The organism is Xenorhabdus taiwanensis, assembly GCF_036512875.1.
GTDB lineage: Bacteria > Pseudomonadota > Gammaproteobacteria > Enterobacterales > Enterobacteriaceae > Xenorhabdus > Xenorhabdus taiwanensis.
In genome coordinates this window covers 115,856-139,947 of sequence record NZ_AP028978.1, presented here as the reverse complement: position 1 = coordinate 139,947, position 24,092 = coordinate 115,856, and the positions used below count along the sequence as shown (strand labels likewise).

Annotated in this window: 20 protein-coding genes; 17 read left to right on the top strand and 3 right to left on the bottom strand. The window is 42.2% G+C overall.

All coding sequences use genetic code 11. The annotated features are described in order from the left end of the window. Positions 1 to 105: 105 nt before the first annotated feature. From ACE1SE_RS00600 to ACE1SE_RS00565, 8 genes are all read left to right on the top strand, one after another. The gene (locus ACE1SE_RS00600; RefSeq protein ID WP_374052218.1) at positions 106 to 5,163 is read left to right on the top strand and encodes an inverse autotransporter beta domain-containing protein; all 5,058 of its coding nucleotides are present in this window, start codon (positions 106 to 108) and stop codon (positions 5,161 to 5,163) included. Between the two features lie 372 nt (positions 5,164 to 5,535). Beyond that, entirely contained in the window at positions 5,536 to 5,946 is a 411-nt protein-coding gene (locus ACE1SE_RS00595; RefSeq protein ID WP_374052217.1) for a hypothetical protein, read from the top strand. Positions 5,947 to 6,300: 354 nt separating this feature from the next. Further along, the gene (locus ACE1SE_RS00590; protein ID WP_374052216.1) at positions 6,301 to 6,708 is read left to right on the top strand and encodes a hypothetical protein; all 408 of its coding nucleotides are present in this window, start codon (positions 6,301 to 6,303) and stop codon (positions 6,706 to 6,708) included. Positions 6,709 to 7,348: 640 nt separating this feature from the next. Beyond that, on the top strand, positions 7,349 to 8,110 hold the full coding sequence (locus ACE1SE_RS00585) for a Thoeris anti-defense Tad2 family protein (protein WP_374052215.1): 762 nt from the start codon (positions 7,349 to 7,351) through the stop codon (positions 8,108 to 8,110). A gap of 782 nt (positions 8,111 to 8,892) precedes the next feature. After that, on the top strand, positions 8,893 to 9,120 hold the full coding sequence (feoA, locus tag ACE1SE_RS00580; protein WP_074020765.1) for a ferrous iron transporter A: 228 nt from the start codon (positions 8,893 to 8,895) through the stop codon (positions 9,118 to 9,120). 126 nt (positions 9,121 to 9,246) lie between these two features. After that, positions 9,247 to 11,559 (top strand): Fe(2+) transporter permease subunit FeoB, encoded by a 2,313-nt coding sequence (feoB, locus tag ACE1SE_RS00575; RefSeq protein ID WP_374053545.1) that lies wholly within the window; start codon positions 9,247 to 9,249, stop codon positions 11,557 to 11,559. Positions 11,560 to 11,581: 22 nt separating this feature from the next. Next, positions 11,582 to 11,821, top strand: coding sequence for a FeoC-like transcriptional regulator (locus tag ACE1SE_RS00570; RefSeq protein ID WP_374052214.1), 240 nt, complete (start codon positions 11,582 to 11,584; stop codon positions 11,819 to 11,821). A 170-nt stretch (positions 11,822 to 11,991) separates the two neighbouring features. Continuing rightward, on the top strand, positions 11,992 to 12,438 hold the full coding sequence (locus tag ACE1SE_RS00565) for an OsmC family protein (RefSeq protein WP_374052213.1): 447 nt from the start codon (positions 11,992 to 11,994) through the stop codon (positions 12,436 to 12,438). A gap of 85 nt (positions 12,439 to 12,523) precedes the next feature. Here the strand turns inward: ACE1SE_RS00565 and ACE1SE_RS00560 are convergent, their stop codons facing one another. Together ACE1SE_RS00560 and bioH are read right to left on the bottom strand one after the other, a co-directional pair. After that, positions 12,524 to 12,820, bottom strand: a complete 297-nt coding sequence (locus ACE1SE_RS00560; RefSeq protein ID WP_374053544.1) for a CopG family ribbon-helix-helix protein — start codon at positions 12,818 to 12,820, stop codon at positions 12,524 to 12,526. A gap of 238 nt (positions 12,821 to 13,058) precedes the next feature. Further along, the gene (bioH, locus tag ACE1SE_RS00555; RefSeq protein WP_374052212.1) at positions 13,059 to 13,835 is read right to left on the bottom strand and encodes a pimeloyl-ACP methyl ester esterase BioH; all 777 of its coding nucleotides are present in this window, start codon (positions 13,833 to 13,835) and stop codon (positions 13,059 to 13,061) included. Between the two features lie 38 nt (positions 13,836 to 13,873). Here bioH and gntX point away from each other — a divergent pair, with 38 nt between their 5' ends. From gntX to glpD, 6 genes are all read left to right on the top strand, one after another. After that, a complete protein-coding gene (gene gntX, locus ACE1SE_RS00550; RefSeq protein ID WP_374052211.1) occupies positions 13,874 to 14,557 on the top strand; it encodes a DNA utilization protein GntX in 684 nt (227 codons plus the stop codon). 59 nt (positions 14,558 to 14,616) lie between these two features. After that, the gene (nfuA, locus tag ACE1SE_RS00545) at positions 14,617 to 15,192 is read left to right on the top strand and encodes a Fe-S biogenesis protein NfuA (protein ID WP_374052210.1); all 576 of its coding nucleotides are present in this window, start codon (positions 14,617 to 14,619) and stop codon (positions 15,190 to 15,192) included. Between the two features lie 175 nt (positions 15,193 to 15,367). Further along, a complete protein-coding gene (gene glpE, locus ACE1SE_RS00540) occupies positions 15,368 to 15,691 on the top strand; it encodes a thiosulfate sulfurtransferase GlpE (protein WP_374052209.1) in 324 nt (107 codons plus the stop codon). A 76-nt stretch (positions 15,692 to 15,767) separates the two neighbouring features. Continuing rightward, positions 15,768 to 16,628, top strand: a complete 861-nt coding sequence (gene glpG / locus ACE1SE_RS00535; protein WP_374052208.1) for a rhomboid family intramembrane serine protease GlpG — start codon at positions 15,768 to 15,770, stop codon at positions 16,626 to 16,628. A gap of 86 nt (positions 16,629 to 16,714) precedes the next feature. After that, a complete protein-coding gene (locus ACE1SE_RS00530) occupies positions 16,715 to 17,473 on the top strand; it encodes a DeoR/GlpR family transcriptional regulator (protein WP_099131798.1) in 759 nt (252 codons plus the stop codon). 288 nt (positions 17,474 to 17,761) lie between these two features. Then, the gene (gene glpD / locus ACE1SE_RS00525; protein ID WP_374052207.1) at positions 17,762 to 19,255 is read left to right on the top strand and encodes a glycerol-3-phosphate dehydrogenase; all 1,494 of its coding nucleotides are present in this window, start codon (positions 17,762 to 17,764) and stop codon (positions 19,253 to 19,255) included. 131 nt (positions 19,256 to 19,386) lie between these two features. On the opposite strand, the gene ACE1SE_RS00520 is transcribed toward glpD, so the two are convergent. Beyond that, the gene (locus ACE1SE_RS00520; RefSeq protein ID WP_374052206.1) at positions 19,387 to 20,880 is read right to left on the bottom strand and encodes an adenosine deaminase family protein; all 1,494 of its coding nucleotides are present in this window, start codon (positions 20,878 to 20,880) and stop codon (positions 19,387 to 19,389) included. A gap of 531 nt (positions 20,881 to 21,411) precedes the next feature. Between ACE1SE_RS00520 and yhfZ the strand changes: the two genes are divergently transcribed. The 3 genes from yhfZ to ACE1SE_RS00505 all read left to right on the top strand — a co-directional run bounded on the left by yhfZ (position 21,412) and on the right by ACE1SE_RS00505 (position 24,018). Continuing rightward, on the top strand, positions 21,412 to 22,320 hold the full coding sequence (yhfZ, locus tag ACE1SE_RS00515; protein WP_374052205.1) for a GntR family transcriptional regulator YhfZ: 909 nt from the start codon (positions 21,412 to 21,414) through the stop codon (positions 22,318 to 22,320). A 44-nt stretch (positions 22,321 to 22,364) separates the two neighbouring features. Then, on the top strand, positions 22,365 to 22,727 hold the full coding sequence (locus ACE1SE_RS00510; RefSeq protein ID WP_374052204.1) for a PRD domain-containing protein: 363 nt from the start codon (positions 22,365 to 22,367) through the stop codon (positions 22,725 to 22,727). A gap of 100 nt (positions 22,728 to 22,827) precedes the next feature. Beyond that, complete coding sequence (locus ACE1SE_RS00505; protein ID WP_374052203.1) at positions 22,828 to 24,018, top strand: YhfX family PLP-dependent enzyme; 1,191 nt, start codon at positions 22,828 to 22,830, stop codon at positions 24,016 to 24,018. The last annotated feature ends 74 nt before the right edge of the window (positions 24,019 to 24,092 follow it).

Genomic DNA, 24,092 nt, shown 5'->3' with positions numbered 1-24,092 from the left:
ACGTTATTAGTACCCTATACAATAACGAATTCCTTTGCAGAGGGGTGGCTTAAAACTGAAGGATCTACGAAAAAAGCAGATGAGAACGATAATATCGGCGCACGAATGAATGGTTCAGATAAACAATATCTGAATTCGGATACGCATAAAAAAAATAGCGTAGAAGAAAATAATCACACTTCAAATGCTGATACACAAAATTTTATTGCTAAAAACCTCCAAATGGCCGGTAATTTACTGTCATCTTCGCCTTCAGAATTGGCCGAACAAGCCAAATCCTATGCGGTAGGGCAAGTTAACGGCCTGGTAACGTCTGAAGCACAAAAATGGTTATCCCAGTTTGGTACCGCCAGAATTAATTTTGGATTGGATAAAAAGGGATCACGAAAAAACAGCTCACTCGATCTTTTACTGCCACTTTATGATAATAAAGCGGATTGGCTGTTCTTTTCCCAACTTGGCTATCGCAACAAAGACAGCCGGGATACCATAAACTTGGGGTTGGGCGGCCGTTATTTCTATCAGGACTGGATGTATGGCCTGAATACCTTTTATGACAACGACCTGACCGGCAAAAATCAGCGCCTTGGGCTCGGCGGAGAAATGTGGGGAGACTACATTAAACTGGCCGCTAATACCTATTATCGTGTAAGTAACTGGAAAAACTCACGGGATTTTGTCGGTTATTACGAACGCCCCGCTAACGGTTTTGACATTAGCGGGGAGTTTTTCTTACCCACTTATCCTAATCTGGGCGCCAAACTGACTTATGAGCAGTATTTTGGCGATGAAGTTACTTTATTCGATCGTGAGACCAAACAGAAAAACCCCGCTCTGGCTACACTGGGGCTGTCTTACACTCCGGTTCCGCTCTTTTCTTTGGGTGTGGATTATAAACAAGGGGGAAGCGGACACAGCGAAACGCAATTTTTGGCAAATTTAAGCTATAGATTGGGTATTCCCCTGAGTGTGCAGCTATCGCCAGAAAACGTGGCGACGGCAAGGACATTAGCGGGCAGCCGTTATGATCTGGTAGAAAGAAATAATCATATCGTGCTTGAGCATAAGGCAAAGCCATCGGCTCAATTGTCGCTTCCGGATAATATCATCGGATACAGTGGGAGTCAGCAGGACGTTACAGTCAAGTTCTCTTCTGAGTCTCCGCTTAAGCAGGTTCGTTGGGCAACCAACAAAGATTTTGAACAGCATGGCGGGAAGCTCTCTTCCCAGACCGGCAACACAATCAAAGTTACCCTGCCAACCTATCTATCCGGCAATAACCAAAATAACAATTACCCCATTTATGCCTTTGCGGAATGGGGAAATAATCAAAAATCACCCCCTGCTGAAATGCGTGTCATTGTCAGGCCTTTTATGCTGAAAAAGCAGGAGAGATCTAACTTTATCCCAGCAGGACCATTACCTGCGACAGGGGATAAAAAGGACGGATATACGTTTGATCCTGTGATTACCTTTGATACGGCCAATAATGCACCGGTAAAAAATGCCACTATTAACCATGTTCAATGGATAACCGATCCTAAAATCAGTACAGAAACGGGGTTGCAATGGAAGGGTTGGGAAGCCTCAAATTCTGTAAATTCTGTGGCGCTTGATGAAAACGGGCATTTCAGAAACAAACCAGTCTTAGTGAGTAACCGACCCAATAAAGATGTCAAGGTGTACCTGCAACTGGATGGTCAGCCGCCACAATTAGTGGGCGAAGTCAGCTTTGATGAAAACCCAGCCAGTTTCCACGTCGATAAAGTTGAGGTTTCACCGGCAGGAACATCACTGATAGCCAATCGTTTCCAGACTTACACCTACAGTGCTGTGGTGTTAGATGGTAATAACAATCCGGTGAAAAACCAGAAAATCACCAATGTGAATTGGAGTAAGGACAAAAATCAGGATGGACTTATTTGGAATCCATCTAATGGTGACGTCACAACAGATGAAGAAGGGAAATTAAAGGCAACTCTGGCGAGTGAAGAAGCAATAAAAGATGTCACGGTTTCACTCACCATTGGCAGCCACAAATTGGTGTCGGCACAGCCTGTCTCTTTTACTCCGGATACGTCGAAATATTATGTTTCCTCTGTGAAAGTTGACACGACAACACCTTTGGTTGCGAACAACCAGAATACTTACACCTATACGGCCACCATTTTAGATGGTCACAATAATCCCGTGCATCAGCAGAAAGTTGACAAGGTGACATGGAAAATTACGCAGAATGGTCATGAAGTGAACCTCAACGATCCGGAGATCAAATTTACGCCTAACGGAGATACAACGAATCAGGCTGGGGAATTAACGGCAACATTGCGCAGTCAAAAGGAAATGAAAGATGTGGTAGTTTCACTTTCCATTGGAGGTCTAGCGACTGTTGCTGTACAACATCCGGTTACCTTTACACCGGATACGTCGAAATATCATGTTTCCTCTGTGAAAGTTAACCCGACAAAACCTTTGGTTGCGAACAACCAGGATGCTTACACCTATACGGCTACCATCTTAGATGGTAAAAATCAGCCTGTGCATCAGCAGAAAATTGGCAAGGTGACATGGAAAATTACGCAGAATGGTCAGGACGTGAGCCTCACCGATCCGGATATCAAATTTACGCATGGAGATACAACGAATCAGGCCGGGGAATTAACGGCAACATTGCGCAGTCAAAAGGAAATGAAAGATGTGGTAGTTTCACTTTCCATTGAAGGGCAGACTGCTGTTGCTGCACAACATCCGGTTACCTTTACTGCGAATACGTCGAAATATCATGTTTCCTCTGTGAAAGTTAACCCGACAAAACCTTTGGTTGCGAACAACCAGGATGCTTACACCTATACGGCTACCATCTTAGATGGACAAAATCAGCCCGTACATCAGCAGCAAATTGGCAAGGTGACATGGACAATTACGCAGAATGGTAAGGAAGTGAGCCTCCCCGATCCGGATATCAAATTTACGCCTAGCGGAGATACAACGAATCAGGCTGGGGAATTAACGGCAACATTGAGCAGTCAAAAGGAAATGAAAGATGTGGTAGTTTCACTTTCCATTGAAGGTCAGACTGCTGTTGCTGTACAACCTCCGGTTACCTTTACTCCGGATACGTCGAAATATCATGTTTCCTCTGTGAAAGTTAACCCGACAAAACCTTTGGTTGCGAACAACCAGGATGCTTACACCTATACGGCTACCATCTTCGATGGACAAAATCGGCCTGTGCATCAGCAGAAAATTGGCAAGGTGACATGGACAATTACGCAGAATGGTAAGGAAGTGAGCCTCCCCGATCCGGATATCAAATTTACGCATGGAGATACAACGAATCAGGCTGGGGAATTAACGGCAACATTGAGCAGTCAAAAGGAAATGAAAGATGTGGTAGTTTCACTTTCCATTGAAGGTCAGACTGCTGTTGCTGTACAACCTCCGGTTACCTTTACTCCGGATACGTCGAAATATCATATTTCCTCTATGAAAGTTGACCCGACAAAACCTTTGGTTGCGAACAACCGGGATGCTTACACCTATACGGCTACCATCTTAGATGGACAAAATCGGCCTGTGCATCAGCAGAAAATTGGCAAGGTGACATGGACAATTACGCAGAATGGTAAGGAAGTGAGCCTCCCCGATCCGGATATCAAATTTACGCATGGAGATACAACGAATCAGGCTGGGGAATTAACGGCAACATTGAGCAGTCAAAAGGAAATGAAAGATGTGGTAGTTTCACTTTCCATTGAAGGTCAGACTGCTGTTGCTGTACAACCTCCGGTTACCTTTACTCCGGATACGTCGAAATATCATATTTCCTCTATGAAAGTTGACCCGACAAAACCTTTGGTTGCGAACAACCGGGATGCTTACACCTATACGGCTACCATCTTAGATGGACAAAATCGGCCTGTGCATCAGCAGAAAATTGGCAAGGTGACATGGACAATTACGCAGAATGGTAAGGAAGTGAGCCTCCCCGATCCGGATATCAAATTTACGCATGGAGATACAACGAATCAGGCTGGGGAATTAACGGCAACATTGAGCAGTAAAAAGGACATGACCGATGTGGTAGTTTCACTTTCCATTGAAGGTCAGACTGCTGTTGCTGTACAACCTCCGGTTACCTTTACTAAAGATACCCAAGATTATCGTATTAGTCAGAATGGTATTAAGTCCGAAGAATTACAGACCTTATCGCCTGCTGGTTACCAACAATATCAATTTATGGCGACTATCAATAATATTTCTGGCACGCCTGTTAAAGGAGAGACCATTAGTGGTGCAGAGTGGCATATAGTTCAACCATCAAATGCCGCTAATCTTGGAATAACACTAAACCCAGAGACTAAAACAGATAATCAAGGAATCTTAAAGGCAATCATAAGCAGTACTAAGAAATACAAAGGGAATGTAATTGTTTCACTCAAGGTTGGGAACAATCAGCCTGTTCAGTCATCACCGTCTCCGGTAGATTTCAACTCAGATATATCGCTAATAACACCGGACAAACAAGGCCCTATAGTTGTAAAGCAATCTTATAACTTGTCATTCACCGTTGGTCAACCGTTACTTAATAAGGCAGTTAAGTGGAATATAGTCTCAGCTGATAAGGACCAGACAAAAGTAACAATTACCCCAATTGATCAGACCACCACAACTGGCGGTAAAGCTACCGCAACATTAACCAGTCATACGGAGCAAAATGTTACAGTAACAGCTACAGTGGATGGCATTACAACGGCTCCTTTGAAGGTGAGATTCCAATGGCCAACGTTCGGTACAATAGGTACACCCGATCAACATAATACTCAGGGTAAAATGACGGCGAATGGTTCCGATTATTATCAATTTACAGCGTACATGCATGGTCCTGACACAATGCCTTTCCACAATCCGGACCCAAGTCAGCCAGGTCATATACCTATTAAATGGAAGCCATTGAATCCTAATAAGGACATCGAGTTTAAAAATCAATCTCAATCGCCCTCACAATCGAATCAGGCAGTAGTTAGGGTGACTGCTAATAAAGGACCTACGTCGTTTGTCCCATGTGTTGGCATAGATGATCCATCAGTAGGGGCAGGACAGAAGCTGCCATCACAAAAATGTTCAACCGACAGCCCCTATGTATTTGAGCCCGTCCCTTAATTTTAACTTTGCTTAAGGATAGCTATTTTATCATCACGTAAATATAGACCCGGCTTTTTAGGTTTAGTAAAAAGCCGGGTCCTTTTCCCTTTCTATCACAAAGTGCTTTTTTAACAGCCACTTATCTCAAAGTGATTTCCCCTCTTAAATAAAACACCGATTAATTAGCAGTAAACTTTGCATTTACACGCCAGCGCATCACTCACCCGACGAATAGATGGATTTTATTATGCTAAACCCGATTTTAGTGTGTATTCATTGCTATATGATTAACGCTTATTGAGAAAAAAATTTAACTTAAGTAATATGATTTGGCGGTTTAGCCGTAGGATGAAATAACCTTGAATTTTAATGAATATAAGTGAGGTGTTTATGTCTAACGTTAATCAGCAAGAAGAGCAGAAGCTAGATTCCACATCGGGCATCATTGTGACAATAAAAACGATCCCAAACCGCCCAAAACTACCGGTGAGTGGGCTTTATACTATGGGTGTCGAAGTTACGGATAAACATAAGATAGGATTAGCTAACCTGAGAGTTAAATTGAGCGTAACCGATCCAGAGGGGAACCCTGTATTGGGCGAGGATGGCCAACCTCAAGTATATACCAATGCTGATGGTAGTGATGATACATTAACCCATGTTGATGGTCTGATTTATTTTACACCGTATCTTTCACTTAACAAATTCCAAACTCAAACTGGAATATACACAATAAGTGCCTATGTGGAAGGCTCAGGAATGGCACCTACGCAAAAGAAAGTGGAATTCAGCGATAAATAAAGAAAGTTACTGTTCAAACTGATTTATTATCACGTAAATGCAGACTCGGTTTTTATTAAAAAGCCGAGTCTGTTATAGTTTCTAGCACAAAGTATTTTTTAATAGCCGCTTATTCTAAAGTGATTTCTTTTCTTAAATAAAACTCAAATAGCAGTAAACTTTGCATTTACACGCCAGCGCATCACTCACCCGACGAATAGATAGATTTTATTATGCTAAACCCAATATTAATTCGTATTTATCACTGTGTGATTGCCGCTTATTGAGATTAAATTTAACTTAAGTAATATGATTTGGCGGTTTAGCCGTAGAATGAAATAACCTTGAACTTTAATGAATATAAGCGAGGTGTTTATGTCTAACGTTAATCAGCAAGAAGAGCAGAAGCTAGATTCCACATCGGACCTCAATGTGGAAATAGGAGTGTACCCACCAGGCCCAATATCGGTGACTGGGCTTTATGTTATGGGTGTCAAAGTTACGGATGAAGATGATGAAAGGGTAGCTAACCTGAGAGTTAAATTGAGCGTAACCGATCCACAGGGGAACCCCGTATTGGGCGAGGATGGCCAACCTCAAATATACACCAATGCTGATGGTAGTGATGATACATTTACCTATGCTGATGGTCTGATTTACTTTAAACCAAATCTTGCGCTTAACAACTACCAAACTCAAGCTGGAGTATACACAATAGAGGCCTATGTGGAAGGCTCAGGAATAGAACCTGCGAAAAAGCAAGTGGAATTCATCAATAGCTAAAGAAAGTTACTGTTCAAATTGATTTATTATCATGTAAATGTAGACTCGGTTTTTATTAAAAAGCCGAGTCTGTTATAGTTTCTAGCACAAAGTATATTGCTTTATCACTTATTCGAATTATTGCGTATCTTTTTCATACCAATATGATACATGCCCGGTTTGTGTTTATACACCGCATTAATATTTATTAATAACGTTATAAACTTGAATAAGTGATAACATCTGCATATTTTAATTAACTTGCTTGCACTCAAACAATAAATTTATTTAATTTTAATATGTGAATTTTTATCTTAATTACTTTATCTGCCTGCATTTTTTTGTTTAAAAAAAATTAAATTAATCACACTTTAAATAATTACATTACCATTAAAAATAATATTTACGATAAATGGAAGTTATTATCACTGCATTGTGCATTTAGGAAAATATCAGCAGTAAATTTTGAATTTACAACCCAGCAGGTTATTCACTCTGAGTAAAAACAGGTTTTATAATGTTAAGCCAGATAATAATGTGTATTTGCGGCCATGTGACTGCATCACATTGAGATAAAAGTTTTACTTAAGTAATATTAACCAGCAATTTAGCCATAAAATGAAATAACCTTTTACTTTAATGATCAATAAGTGAGGAAATTATGTCAGCAATAAATAAATTAGACAGTAATATTGCTCAACAATGTTCATTTACCCCTGATCAATTCAAGGTTAACGTCACAACTAAAATTGATAATGATATCACTGCACCTATTGGCTCTTTTCCGTGGGCAATAATTCAGGTGTATTTAGGCAAGAAAGTGTTTAGACGTAATTGGACCGATCCTGTTGAATACATACAGCTTGTATCTGATAGCTCGCCGTTAATTGAGAAGCGTCAACAAGACAATATTACCGCTTGGCAGCCAACACCAGAAGATTTAACAGCTTGTGACTGGGAATTACATGGCCCCTATCTGGAATTTGATCTTACAGTGGGAATAAGAATATTTGAATCCAGCGACTTCCCCTGGGGATATATTAGTAAAGGTAGTAAAGGTAGTACCGGTTTTGATAACATTGGTACCTTAAAGCTAGTCAGGAATAACTCAGATATTAAGAACATAACAGCGTTCTTTTTTTGGATTGATACAGATTTAACTATTCAAGCCCTCTCTGATAACAACCAAGAGAGTCATCAAAAAATGGCAGAATTGTTTAGTAAAAATCTCACTGTAATTGTTGATGATGTACATTATGTTATTGGGCGTGTAAACACGGACAAATTCAAAGACGAGTTACCAATAGCTTATGAAGTAGCTTATTACGCTGATAGCAATAACGACATAAAAAAATTAGGTGACCTGTTGCAACAAAACGCAGGTAAAACACTTCGTCTTCGCTTATTGTGGAATGATAATTAATTTATAGTCTAAATTCAAGGCTATGCTTCCGGCATGGCCTTTTTGTTTTTCTGTAATAAGGTAAGCAAGTTATCAATAAGAAATTAACTGTGACTATTTCTGGTTTAGATTAAACTAATACTGTTAGTAATTGCACAGAATTTTTCTTTTAATTTTCATATTACTATCAATTTTATATTAAATTGCATATTGTAATTATTGGTTATCCATCCAATAACCAATATCAGCAATGAATTTGGTCACGTATCCAATTTGAAAACTTATATACCAATTTAATTTCAAGATGTAGGGTTGTAATGATTATTTATTCTATAACATTAGTCTTATATAAATTTCTAATCATGTATCTTCAACCTTTCTCCCTATGATCCAGATGAAGATTCAGTCTGGAGCCAGCACCAGGATGATGAGCGTATACAGGTTCCATTAAGTGAACGGCTTTATCCTCCAAAAGGTTAATTCAAGCCCATCATTTGTTAAATTAATAATGAAATAAAAATCAATAAGCTCTGTTTATTAATAGAACTTTATCAATAAAGAATTTTTCCAAATATTAAATAATCTTGATAATGACTAATTTTCAATAAAACCACCATTAATTTGATAAATATCAATTCATTCCCATCTTATCCAATATAAATAGCTGACATCGCAGTTGCGTATTATTATCATTAGCAACTATAATTCAGAGTAATTACCATACTTTTTTCTTGTGGTTCTCCCGTTATTGAGGATAATAATTCTTATAATCACTTATTTTTTCAGTTAGAGTGGAGATTTATATGGTTCTTATTCCAGAACGTAGGTATAAAATTCTGGGATTTTCTCCAGAGATTACCCCAGCTTACCGACAAAAATTATTGTCACTCGGTATGTTACCTGGCTCAACATTTCAGGTTATTCGCTTCGCTCCATTGGGCGATCCAATACAAATTGAAACACGCAGAGTTAGCCTTACCCTTCGTAAACAAGACTTAGCATTTCTTATGTTGCATGAAGATCTGAATTAACAAAGCGCTAAGACGATTTGGTTCAGAATAACCATCTTCTATACGCTTTTTATAACCCGATATCACCAGAGTACTGAACGTATAGCTAAGGTACGAAATTCGCTTTCCTGATTGGCAGAAAGTATGATGAAACAATTAACTATAGGCCTGATTGGTAATCCCAATGCCGGCAAAACAACGCTTTTTAACCAGCTTACCGGCTCCCATCAACGAGTGGGAAACTGGGCTGGCGTTACCGTAGAACGCAAAACCGGCCACTTTACTACCGATAACCATCAGGTCGAACTTGTCGACCTCCCTGGCACTTATTCACTTACCACCATTTCTGAGCAAACTTCCATTGATGAACAAATTGCCTGCCACTATATCCTCAGTGGTGAAGCGGATATGTTTATTAATGTTGTTGATGCATCTAATCTGGAGCGTAACCTTTATCTCTCACTGCAATTGATTGAACTGGGTGTTCCCTGCATCATTGCACTGAACATGCTGGATATCGCCCAAAATCAACGCATCAATATTGATATTCCTGCACTGGAAAAACGCCTTGGCTGTCCGGTCATCCCGCTGGTTTCAACCCGTGCCACAGGGATAGACTCACTAAAAAAAACCATCGACAATTACCCACAGAAATCTAATCCTGTACAGGTTAATTATCCTGATACGTTATTGCAGGAAATTTCCCGCCTTTCCAGCCAGATTACAGAAAAATTCACACCACAACAGCGCCGCTGGCTGACTTTGCAAGTTCTGGAAGGGGATATTTACAGCCGTGAGGTATCCGACCTGAATCACACACAATTAGCTGAAAGCAAAGAACGCCTGCGAAAACAACAAATTGAAGAACCCGATCTCATCATTGCCGGCTCACGCTATCAAACCATCAGTGAAATTTGTCTGGCAGTCATTGATACCCGCGCAGCCACACCAAATAAACTCACCCAAGTGTTAGATACCGTTATTCTGAATCGCTGGTTGGGTTTGCCTATCTTCCTGTTTGTCATGTACCTGATGTTTGTGCTGGCTATCAATATTGGTGGAGCCTTACAGCCTATCTTCGACGGCGCTTCCGCTGCCATTTTCATCGATGGAATGCAATGGCTCGGCCACACTCTCCATTTCCCGCATTGGTTAACAGTGTTCCTTGCTCAGGGAATTGGTGGGGGCATCAATACGGTACTGCCTCTGGTTCCCCAAATTGGCATGATGTACCTGTTCCTCTCCTTTCTGGAAGATTCCGGCTACATGGCACGGGCGGCATTTGTCATGGACAGGCTGATGCAAGCCATAGGGTTGCCGGGTAAATCCTTTGTGCCCCTGATCGTTGGCTTTGGTTGTAATGTGCCTGCCGTGATGGGCTCAAGGACGCTGGATGCCCCTCGTGAACGCTTGATTACCATCATGATGGCACCGTTTATGTCCTGTGGGGCAAGGTTGGCGATCTTTGCCGTCTTTGCTGCGGCGTTCTTCGGCAAAAATGGGGCAAGCATCGTTTTCTCCCTGTATATCCTGGGGATTGTTATCGCCATCCTGACAGGGCTGTTGCTGAAATTCACGCTAATGCGTGGTGAAGCATCACCATTTGTTATGGAACTGCCGGTCTATCACGTTCCCCATACCAAAACCCTGCTGCTCCAGACATGGCAGAGGCTGAAAGGTTTTGTCATACGCGCCGGTAAAGTGATTGTCGCCGCGAGCATGTTGATTGGTGCCCTGAACAGTTTTTCTTTCTCCGGCAGAACCGTGGATAATATTAACCAATCGGCGCTGGCCTCCGTCAGTAAAGTGCTCACACCTGTCTTGCAACCTATCGGTGTGCATGCCGATAACTGGCAAGCAACCGTCGGGCTTATCACCGGAGCAATGGCAAAAGAAGTGGTTGTAGGAACCCTAAATACCCTCTATACCGCAGAAAATATTGCTCAAGAGCCATTTAATCCAGATGAATTTAATTTACTGGATCAACTAAAAGATTCTGTCGCAGAAACGTGGGATAGCCTGAAAGAAACCTTCACCTTGAGCGCACTTTCTAACCCAATTGAAGCCAGCAAAGGCGATGGCAACATGGATCGCAGCTCTATGGGAACAATGAGTGCTAAATTTGGCTCTGCCATTTCCGCTTACAGTTACCTGATTTTCGTGCTGCTGTACGTGCCTTGCGTTTCCGTAATGGGAGCCATTGCCCGTGAAACCAGCCGTGGCTGGATGACATTCTCGATCCTGTGGGGATTAAACGTCGCTTATTCTCTGTCAGCACTGTTTTATCAAATCACAACGTTTTCAGCCCATCCACAAACTAGCCTGATCACCATTCTGGCCGTGCTCCTGTTTAACATTCTAATCGTGATTGGCTTACGCCGTGCTCGCAGTCGAGTGACTGTGACATTCAACAACACCGCTGACCGCAGTTGCGAATGCTCAGACAATAGCTGTCACTAACTGGAGTCATGAGGAGCCATAAATGATTAACCTGCTGAAAATCAGAGATGCTGTTGCCCTCAACGGGCGTACCGATGCCAGATCATTAAGCCATCAGTTTTCAGCACCGCTGCCAATGGTGGAAGCCATGCTCAAGCAGCTTGTCATGATGGGTAAACTGGAGGAAGTGGATGCTTCCTCCTGCCTCAGCGGGGGCTGCAAACAATGCCCTGAAACACAAAAATGTGATACTAAAGCATATCAGCTTGCGGTAAAAAAATAAGGAACTACCTGCCTGATGGAATAGGCGAGCAAAAATATCCTGGCGCTGTAATTATTTTGTAAGAAAATTCCTTATTAATAAGTCCATAAAAGAATAAATAGATTAATTATAACTATCTCTCTATTATCTGATATGCGGTATCCCTATATTAATAACCTGAGGATAGTAATATGCCTAAAGAGTTATTCACTGCAACAGTTGAGTCGGTTGGCAATCTCAAAATGAAATGCTCATCGCGAGATTTTACTTTTCATGTAGACGAACCCAAAAGCCTCGGCGGAACCGATGAGGCGATGAATCCAGTGGAAGCGTTACTTTCTGCATTTGGTGCATGTCAGTGCATTGTGGCAAAAAGCTTTGCCCGCAAGCATAAAATCAATTTGATCGATATTCAGGTTAAAATGGAAGGTGAACTGGATACCGATGGCTTCACAGGTAGAAATAAAAACGCCAAAATGGGATTTTCAAAAATCACCTCCAAATTTTATATTAAAGCAGATAATACTGAACAAGAGATCCGTGATTTTATTACTTTTGTCGAAAGTAATTGCCCTGTTCTCGATACTATCGTGAATACACCAGAAATTGTCACTGAGGTTTATTCAAATAAAGGGTGATAACCAAGTGGTAAACATTTTTATTACCGATTGAATTGCATCAAGAATGGAATAAACATTTAAGTTGTGCAGTTTATTCCATTTATTAATCTGATAAGCGACTGACTTCCTTCTTGTTAATATCCGGCCTCTTTTCAATAAGCCATTCTCGGAATGCCGGAACCATATCGTCAGCTTCTTCAAGCATCAGGTGTAGTCCATTCTCTTGATACGCTTCCCAGGCACGCAAAGCATCCTGTTTGAAAGATTCACGTTTTTCTTCACGCTCTACATAGTCACGTATAGCTTCACGCATTATCCAATGCGCTGAACGATGTCGCATTTTTGCCAAATACTGGATCCGGCTTTTCAAATTATCGTCAAGTTTTACTGAGGTTGCTATTTTCTTCCACCTTAATATTAAAAGGTAATACCTTTTAATCCTGTATCATAAGATCTCCGCTTTGCTATCAGGTAAAGAGATACACGTTTTCTTTACATTGAAGCTCTTGCTTTTAGTGTTTGTCATTACAATCGTTGTCTTTATGAACTAATTTATCGTTTAAGATCCCTCTCTGCTATTGCTCAAATTACCCATAGTTTATGTGCTAACAGCAGGGAGGAAGCATAGTTATCAGTAGTTACCATCCAATATCAGAAGCAAAATTCGTTAATACGTCGACAAACTCATCAGGATGGGAAATAAAAGGCGCATGGGCAGCGTTGCGCATAATAACGGAGTGCGTATGTGGCCATGCCTTGTCAAGCTGTGAAGCAATCTTACGCGGTACTAAACCATCAAGATAACCATACAGACGCAGAAAAGGTAACTGAAGTTGGGACAATTCTTCTCTTAAATCATCAATGCGCAGGATTTCCAAACCAGCATTAAGTACCTCGACTGTCGGCATCGGCTGGTTCAGGATCACTGATTTCAGGACACGGGCATCCTGACGTGCACTGTCTGTCCCCAAGGTCTGCAAAGCCAGAAAACGTTCGACAGTCTTTTGAAAATCAGCACTCAATTGATACTCAAATGCCCTCAAAACCTCTGGCTTAATCCCCGGCCAGTCGCCATCAGCACTAAATTTTGGCGAAGAAGCCACGGTTATCAACCCCGCAACTTGTGCCGGATGATCCAACGCAATCCGGCTAGCCACCAATCCGCCTAAAGACCAACCTAGCCACAAGGCATTTGCTGGCGCTTGCTGCCATACAATATCTGCCATGTCCGCCAATGACATAGCCGAATACGCTTGGCTACGCCCATAACCCGGCAAATCCACCAGATGCAAACGAAAATGCGAAGCTAATCGCGTTTCCACTGAGCGCCAAACCTCAGCGTTTAGACCCCATCCGTGCAGCATCACAAGATCACGTGGTGCATCGCCAATTGTCTGCCAAAACAACTGATTCATTGTTATTCTCACTTTATTTGTCACCAAGGAAGGAAACTATGCTAACAATGGTTGGATACTGTTGGCTATGCCAGCAAAATTTGTATTTTGCCCATCATGGGATCTGCTACATCTGCCACCGTCACTTAAGGCGGCTGCAACATGTCTGTCCACGCTGTGCACTGCCTTCTGAATCCGGCAATCTTCCCTGTGGGCAATGTGTGAAAAGTCCCCCTGCGTGGCAACATTTGATCGCCATTACGGATTACACCCCACCATTAAGTCTGCTTATTCAACGATACAAATATTACAACACTCCACAACTCGCACCAGTGCTGGCACGTTTGTTCCTGCTGCATTGGTTGCAAGGCTATCGTGAAGGCCGCTGGCATAAGCCAGATCGCATACTGGGTATTCCTTTGCACAGCAGAAAACGCTGGCAACGGGGTTTCGATCACATTGAACTGATTACCCGATCCCTATCACGTTGGCTGCAATGCCCATATCAACCCGATTTTTTGCGCCGCTCACGTGCTACACTCACGCAGCGGAGCCTATCTGCCGCCCAAAGGAGAACCAATCTTAAGCAGGCCTTTCAATTACAGGGCGATTTTACGGATCAACATGTCGCGATTTTCGACGATGTGATCACCACGGGCACAACGCTGCATGAAGCTTCACAGTTGATAATTCGTGCTGGTGCTCGCTCTGTACAGGCTTGGGCAATATGCCGAACCTTGTAGTTCCTTTATAAATGGGCGTATTATAACCAACTAGAACAGTCAACTATTGAGCAAATGACATGATTAATATTACTGAAGCAGCGCAAGCACATTTTGCCAAGCTACTGGCAAATCAAGAACCGGGCACACAGATCCGCGTCTTTGTTATTAATCCAGGAACGCCGACCGCTGAATGCGGTGTTTCTTATTGCCCACCGGATGCTGTTGAAGCCACTGACACCGAATTGAAGTTCGATCAACTCTCCGCTTATGTTGATGAAATTAGTGCTCCTTTTCTGGAAGAAGCTGTCATTGATTTTGTAACCGATCAACTGGGTTCCCAACTGACCCTGAAAGCCCCGAACGCAAAAATGCGTAAAGTGGCGGATGATGCCCCACTGATTGATCGTGTTGAATATGTTCTGCAATCGCAGATCAATCCACAACTGGCAGGGCATGGTGGTCGTGTCAGCCTGATGGAAATTACCGATGAAAGTTATGCTATTCTGCAATTCGGCGGTGGATGTAACGGCTGTTCAATGGTCGATGTCACTCTGAAAGAGGGGATCGAAAAACAGTTATTACAGCTATTCCCGGAATTAAAAGGTGTGAAAGATCTGACTGAGCACCAGCGTGGTGAACATTCATATTACTGATTTTTTATTCTTGTTTTGACAATTTTTAACCATTTTTCTGTTTCTAACATTTTCTATCTCTCTATTTCTACGCCTTCCCAATCGTTATATTGGGAAGGCAGTCAGGTCATACCAGACGGCTATTAAGAAATGAATATATTGAAAATGAAAATTTAAGAAACTACATTGAGTATTTATGGACCATTTTCAAACGATAACGCCTGAACAGGCTTACCAGCATTGGCTCGATAAAACCGCAGTCATGGTTGACATCCGCGATCCACAAAGTTTCCATGCCGGACACGCAACCGGTGCGTTTCACCTGACAAATGAAACGCTCAATAGCTTTCTACAGGAAGCAGATTTTGACCAACCGGTCATGGTGATGTGCTACCACGGCCATAGTAGTCAAGGAGCAGCACAGTACCTGATCAACATGGGTTTTGAGACCGTTTATAGTGTCAATGGCGGTTTTGAAGTTTGGCAAAGAGACTATCCTCACGCCGTCCACACTCAATAAACCTTTAACGCACTGATTCCAATGCAATTAACCCCAGTGTAATTAACTTCAACTTAAGGCAGAGATAAGACGAGCAATGATCCATATAACTTCAATATCTAACCCTCGGCTGGCTCAGGCCTTTATTGATTATATGGCGACGCAAGGCATTTATTTGACCATGCGTCCCACCAATGAACCACCATTAGTTGAACTCTGGTTAGAGGATGATAGCCAACTAAGTCGGGTTGAAGAGGAACTTCGCCACTTTGCTCACGATCCACTCAATGAACGCTATCAAGCGGCCAGTTGGCAAACAGGCAAATCTGTCAGCTTCTTCAAGTATCATAACAATCTGAATTTAAGTACGCTCAAAAGCCAGTCTGGCCCACTGACTATTGCCATAACCCTGCTCTGCATCCTCGTTTACCTCTGGATGGCAATAGCAGACATGCCGGATATTATGAACTGGTTAGCATGGCCAGCCAACAGTGATCAATACCTGGAGCTATGGCGCTGGATAAGTCCGGCTCTATTGCATTTCTCCCTGACACACCTGCTCTTTAATCTTGCCTTGTGGTGGTATTTCGGCAGCCAGGTTGAGCAAAAGATTGGCTGCGGCAAACTGTTTGAAATCACGATAGTATCCGCAATTTTCAGTAGTTGGGCGCAATCATTGTTCAGTGGATCTCATTTCGGGGGGCTGTCCGGTGTCGTTTACGCACTGATCGGATATGTTTGGCTAACGGGTGAAATTTCCCCAAAACGTGGGATCAGTGCTCCCAGAGGGTTAATCGCTGTCTTTGTCATTTGGTTATTGGTGGGATATTTTGATCTATTTTCATTAAACATCGCCAATGCCGCCCATGTTGCAGGATTAATCATCGGGTTATTAATGGGGTTATGGGATAATTTGCGTAAACAAAAAAACCAAAAAATGCCAAATACGCCCCGATAGATTTCGAGTTTCAACATCGGCTTGAAATAGAAGGGAGATAATTTTGGTCAACGATAATCCATCTATGCATATATTAGGGGAATTTTGTGAAGCAAACTCAGCGACATGATGCAATAATCGAGCTGGTGCGCCTTCAAGGTTATGTCAGCACTGAAGAGCTGGTTGCACATTTTGATGTTAGCCCGCAAACTATTCGACGTGATTTAAATGATCTCGCAGATAAAAATAAAATCCAGCGTCATCACGGCGGCGCCGCGTTGCCATCCAGCTCCGTCAACACTGCCTACCATGACCGCAAGATCATGTGGTCGGATGAAAAAGCCCGCATTGCACAACAAGTTGCCACCCAAATTCCAAACGGCGCAACCCTGTTCATCGATATTGGAACAACACCAGAGGCTGTAGCACATGCCCTGCTCAACCACCGCGATTTACGGATTGTCACCAACAATCTCAATGTCGCAACTCTGTTTATGGGCAAAGAAGATTTCCGCCTGATTTTAGCCGGTGGTGAAGTACGCTCCCGCGATGGCGGCATCATTGGTGAAGCAACGCTAGACTTCATTTCCCAATTCCGTCTTGATTTCGGCATTCTTGGGATCAGCGGCATTGATAGTGATGGTTCACTGCTGGAATTCGATTACCACGAAGTTCGTACCAAACGCGCCATTATCGAAAACTCCCGCTGTGTCATGCTGGTTGCCGATCATTCAAAATTCGGCCGCAATGCCATGGTGAATCTCGGTAATATGAACCTGATTGATTTTTTGTTCACTGATAAAGCACCTCCTTCCGGCGTCCAGAAAATTATCGAACAGCACAACGTCAAGCTGGAATTGTGTTAACCACTTGGAATTGCACTAACCATTTTTTAGGCAAGAATGCCGCAATAATATCCCCACCTGATATTCTGGTGGGGGTTCATTTCCGTCAATATTTCCTCTCAATTCCTACTCAAATTTGTATCCCCCAAAATCCTTATTAATCTTATGTATATAATAAGATTTTGTTACCTCTATCACGTGAATATGTTTTTTCTGAGTTAATGGTTGGCGACTGATGAATTTTTGATTACAATTCTTGAGCGAAAACGAACATTAAAGAACTGTTTCGAACATTTCAGAGGGGATGCGATGGAAACCAAAGACTTGATTGTAATCGGCGGCGGAATTAACGGCGCTGGTATTGCGGCAGATGCTGCTGGCCGGGGACTTTCAGTCCTACTGTTGGAAGGTCAAGATTTGGCCAGTGCAACTTCATCTGCCAGCTCCAAGCTGATCCACGGTGGTTTACGCTATCTGGAACATTATGAATTTCGTTTAGTCAGTGAAGCACTGGCAGAACGTGAAGTGCTTTTAAAACTGGCTCCCCATATTGCATTCCCGATGCGTTTTCGCCTGCCACATCAACCACACCTGCGCCCAGCGTGGATGATCCGCATTGGCTTGTTCTTGTACGATAACTTAGGCAAACGCGTCAGCTTACCAGGCAGCAAGGGGCTGAAATTTGGTACAAACTCAGTATTGAAGCCATCTATCACCCGTGGTTTTGAATACTCCGACTGTTGGGTTGACGATGCGCGTCTGGTGGTTCTGAACGCACAGGAAGTGCAGAAACACGGCGGCGAAGTACGTACCCGCACCCAGGTAACCCGTGCATGGCGTGAAAATGGTTATTGGATGGTTGAAGCCACAGACCTCAAAACTGGCGAAACCAATACATGGCGCGCGAAAGGTTTGGTTAACGCAACAGGCCCGTGGGTGAAAAATTTCTTCGATAACGGCCTGCAACTGAAATCACCTTATGGTATCCGTTTAATCAAAGGCAGCCATATTGTTGTGCCTCGCGTTCACAATGAACCGCAGGCTTATATTCTGCAAAATGAAGATAACCGTATCGTGTTCGTTATTCCATGGAATGGCGAATTTTCGATTATTGGTACAACGGATGTTGAATACAAAGGCGATCCTAAAGAAGTCAAAATTGACGATAAAGAGATCGACTATTTGCTAAAAGTTTATAACGACCACTTTAAGAAACAACTTGGTCGCGATGATGTTGTCTGGACTTACTCTGGTGTTCGTCCGCTGTGTGATGATGAATCTGATTCACCACAAGCGATCACCCGTGATTACACGCTGGATGTGCAGGATGAGCAAGGTCAGACTCCATTGCTGTCCGTATTTGGCGGTAAACTGACAACTTATCGTAAACTGGCTGAACACGCTATGGATAAAATGGCGCAATACTACCCTAACGCGGGCAAGGCATGGACCAAAAATGGCAAGTTACCCGGTAGTGAGCTGGAAGGTTGTGATCGCGATGGTTATGCGCGCCTGTTGCGTCAGCGTTATAACTGGCTGCCAGAGGGCGTAGCACTACGTTATGCCCATACTTACGGCAGCAACAGCCAATTCATCCTGCAAGGTGCAGAAACGCTGACCGATCTCGGTGAATGTTTCGGCCATAACTTGTATGAAGCTGAACTGCGTTATTTGGTTGAACATGAATGGGTAACACAGTTAGATGATGCTATCTGGCGTCGTACCAAACTAGGCATGTGGCTCACCGATGAACAAAAACAGCGTGTAGCTGATTGGCTGGCACAAAACGCCAAAGCCGCTTAATTGCAAGATTGATGTTGAAAATGGCGATAGTAATTATCGCCATTTTTCATTTCGATTTATTTTTATCATATAAGTTTTTTCTCGCTCATTAATGTCTGCAAACGACCGTAAATTTTCGAAATCAATCATCGCTATTCCATTGCCGCAATCTCCGATTCATAAATCAAAAACCTGGATTGCAGATCCTGCAACGCGGCCAATTTCTCTTTTGAGGGTAAAAAAGAGTACCGAAGACTATTAAACACGGTTTTTTTGATATCAGCATATGATGGCTTGTAGTTTATGGCAAAAATGACAAATTCATGAGTTAGGTCACTACGAGAAACGCCCGGATCATCACTTGATATCACAAAAGGCACACCATAACGCTGGTAAAGCTTTATCGGATGCTCATTCCCTTTGATGCCAAGAATAAAGTCATTGCTCGTCAGGTTAATTTCAACCGGAATAGCCTTTTTTCTCAGAATCTGGAGTAATTCCAATGCGTTCGTTTCCCGCGCAATGTCAACGCCGTGGCCGATCCGATCAGCTCCGGCGATCTCTACCGCATATCGAATATGATTTGCCAGCACCTCTGGCGGAACCATGCCGCTAGCCAGCTCTCCCGCATGCAGAGATAAATGAACATCAGGGAAAAGCCTTTTTAGATACCGCAACATCGTCATGTGCAATTTATAGTCACGAATGGCGATATCACCGTTTTCCGGCCCAACAATATTCACGCCGACAATCTTTTTGCTGGTATGTGCTGCCGAAAATGCCGAGTATAAACCTGAAAATACCGTCGCGCGTGACGCATTACGCACAACATAGGATTGGAGCCGAATACGAAATTTATCATCGTCCATCCCTGAAACTGCAGCTTCTTCAGTTTGGATGTAATGAGAGATGCCTTGCATAACAACAGGGCTGTGAGCCATAAAGTCCGCATAGGGTGCCAGTGCTGCGAAAATGGTGTTTTCATCGGCATCCGGCTCTAATTCGTCAAGTGCCTTAGATAAATCTGGATACTGAAAAGAAGGGGCTTTTTTTAACATCATTTCCAAATACTGGACATTTTCATGTTTGGCACGATTTTTTAATTTAGCAATTCCCTCCCTTAAAATTTGATGTGACAACGGACTGAAATAGCTGAAGGTGTCAAAAAATTGCTGATCCGGTGCTTTCTGTATGTGATCATGGTTATAGAAATCTTTGTCTGACCATACCTTCAACAAATTTCGGTAGAAAGCATCGTTTGCAATGACCGCACTTTTTTCGAGGCAAAATTGCTGGCTCTCCGGCGGAAGTTGATCTTTCTGACGCGTTTCGATTCGATACATTTCGATCTTGAGTTTTGGATCAGAGCGATCATAAATGCAATACCCTTTATCCCCCACCCAATCAAGATAGGTTTCTGCATATATTGCACCGGAATAGTGAAGGTGGATATCTGCCCCCTTAGGCATCATTTCTATTGCCATCGTAAGTTCTGCAATATCCGGATCATCAGTTTCAATCCGATCACGGAAGAAATGTGCAGTCGCTGTTTCATTTTGTCTGGTCAAAACAGTATTGACTTCTCCTGCATTGACCAGACACGGAAGTAATATCAATAAAATAATTTCAATGGATAAGATCTTCATAATATTTTTTCTGGTTCCAATGTTTGTTGAATGCTTTATCTGCATGACAAATAAGGCAATAATATTATTTATCTTCAAATTCCACTGAAAATATAGCCCCACAAATATAAACCTGAAATAAACCAGATTTATTATTGGATATGACAACAGAAAAAGCTAAATTTTAATGATCTTAAACAAATACATTACATAAGATATTTTATTGATTCATGCAAAAATAAGGGGCAAAATATAGCCTAATTATTCTATCGCGTGATAAATAGCGTAGAAAAAATTACCATCTATACAAAAAAATACAGGGAGTAATCATCAATAATACTCTCACTTTCCCTATATTCTCCATAATAGCAATTTTTATATCTTCAATGAAAAATGAAAATATATCTTCAAAATATTGATAATATTAGACTTTATCATTTTTTAAATTTTCATTTTTTTTGTAATTGTGATATTAATCCCTTTTCTTTAATTCGCTTATTGCGATTTATGTTCAATTTTATGAATATAAATAGGAATGGATAAGAACTTGTAATGATGAGTCAAACATTCATTAAAAAAGAGGGGATCGCACAGTCATTTCTGGCTCGTTACCTCCTCTCTGAACAATGTGGTAACCGCCTGAAAACCATAGAGTTATTAGCTAAAGAATGTGGATTGTCCGTGGGTTTGATGCAAGCAGCATTAAAATCTCTTGAACAGGCACAGGTGGTTGGAATTAAGCGTCATGGTCGTAGTGGTAGCTTTCTTGCACAGATAAACCACAAATTACTGTTGCAGTATGCCGATATTGGTAATGTGGTTTGTGCAATGCCGCTTCCGTATACCCGTGCTTATGAAGGGCTGGCAAGTGGTTTAAAAGCATTGTGTGTAAGTGTTCCCTTTTACTTTGCACACATGCGTGGCTCAGATATCCGCATTGAATGTTTACTGAATGGTGTTTACGACCTGGCGGTAACATCAAGACTTGCCGCAGAGCAGCACCCAGAAAATAAAGATCTATATATTGCGCTTTCACTAGGGACACAAAGTTATACAGACAGGCATAGGTTAATCTTTCGCAATGGCGAAATGGAATCAATTCGTCGCGTTGGGTTAGATAGCACCTCAGCAGACCAAAAAATAATGACAAAACAATACTTTGCTGACAAAGAAATTGAACTGGTCGAGGTTTCCTATCATGAATGCCTAAATCAAATCATAAAAGGCCATATTGATGCGGCCATCTGGAACGTTGGACAAGGCCATGAACTCATTGCACAAGGCCTGATGACCCAACTTCCTGACAGCGGTGAGTGTTTTATCAAGGCTTCTGAAGCCGTTATCCTTACTCGCAAGGATAATATCCCTATCCAGCAACTCCTGCATACTATGGTTGATCGGGATCTATTGTTGACCCATCAACAAAACGTAGTAGCAGGTACCATCGAGACCGTTTATTGAACCAAAATAAACTGTTGACTAACACCTACATATAACAAAAAGTAATGATAGAACAACGGCTAACTATCCTGCTACAAGGTGGCGTTATCGATCAAGATATCTACGATAACATGCTGGAAGTTGTGCATGTTTTGGAAGATATCTGGCTCATCCCTATCCGTCATCCACAAGGTGAAATGGCGCTTACCCATATGGCAAGTGCTTTCATGCGTTCACGCCGTGGCGAAATAATCTCCCCATTGGATAAAGAGATATTGGCAAAACTCGAACAATCTGAATACTACGAGCAATTACTCACAATGCATCATTCTCTGATCAAAAAATTTACCGTAGCCTTACATCCCAATGAGGAAGGCTATCTGTTGGTAAATTTATATGGTTTAATATTTTCACTCGAAATAGGTTAACTTTTGATCTTCATAAAAATTTTCAAAAAAATGAAAATTTACCCGCAAAAAATTTTCATTTCATACAGCCTTGCTGCTTTGCAGCCATGAAGGGATCCCTATGTTTATTGAGGCATTAAAAAAACAGAACCCCAAATTGATTGAAGTTGCAAAAGACCTTTGGCAACAAGGTGCAATCTTGCCAGATACCTACATCATTGACGTCGATCAGGTTTTAGACAATGGCCGGCGCTTGCTGCAAGTTGCAAAGCAATATGACATTGAGCTCTACTTGATGACCAAACAAATTGGACGTAATCCATGGCTGACCAAAAAATTGCTTGAACTCGGTTATCGTGGTGTCGTGGCTGTTGATTTCAGGGAAGCCTATAGCCTAAGCCAGCATGGTATTCCACTGTGCCACATCGGTCATTTGGTGCAGACACCAACCCATTTAATAGAGACCATGCTCAAACACAGCCCTGGTATCATTACCGTGTTTTCCCTTGAAAAAGCCCAAACCATTTCGGATATTGCGGAAAAATTGGGGCTAATTCAGCCCATCATGCTGAAAATATTTGATAAACAAGATATCACCTTTTCCGGTCAAGAAGCAGGTTTCACCTTTAATGAACTAGACACCGTCGTCGATGCCTTAAAGCGCATGCCAGGCATAAAATTGAGCGGGCTGACGCATTTTCCTTGCCTGTCATGGGATTCACGATATCAAATAACCTTACCTACCGCCAATTTGCTCACCCTCATTCGGGCGCGGAACCGACTGGAACAACTCGGCATTAAACTTTCACAAATCAATGCTCCGGCGGCCTCAAGCTGTAACACCATACCATTACTGACCAAATACGGCGCCACCCATCTGGAACCAGGACATGCTTTGACCGGAACCATCCCCGCCAATGTCTGTGGCCGGGAACCGGAACATATTGCAATGGTCTATCTCACAGAAATTTCCCATCACTATGATGGTCATAGTTACTGCTATGGTGGCGGATATTATAAACGCGGGCATATGAAACATGCATTGGTTCTTCCTGAACACACTATCCCTTCAGGTATCATCCCTGCTAAAAAAGTACGCATACTACGCCTGAGTGAACCTTGCATTGACTACCACCTTCCATTGGCAGGCATTCACCCTATTGGTAGCCCAGTGATTATGTGTTTTCGCCCTCAAATTTTCACAACGCGCAGCGATGTTGCCCTTGTTTCAGGTATTCAATCTGGCTCTCCAAAACTTGAAGGTATTTATGACAGTCAAGGAAATTGGAAAAATAGTGGTTATTCTAACTAATCCCCCAACAAGGGTATTACAAATAAGATCATTCCATCATTAAATAATATTATTTTCGCTATAACGGAATTACC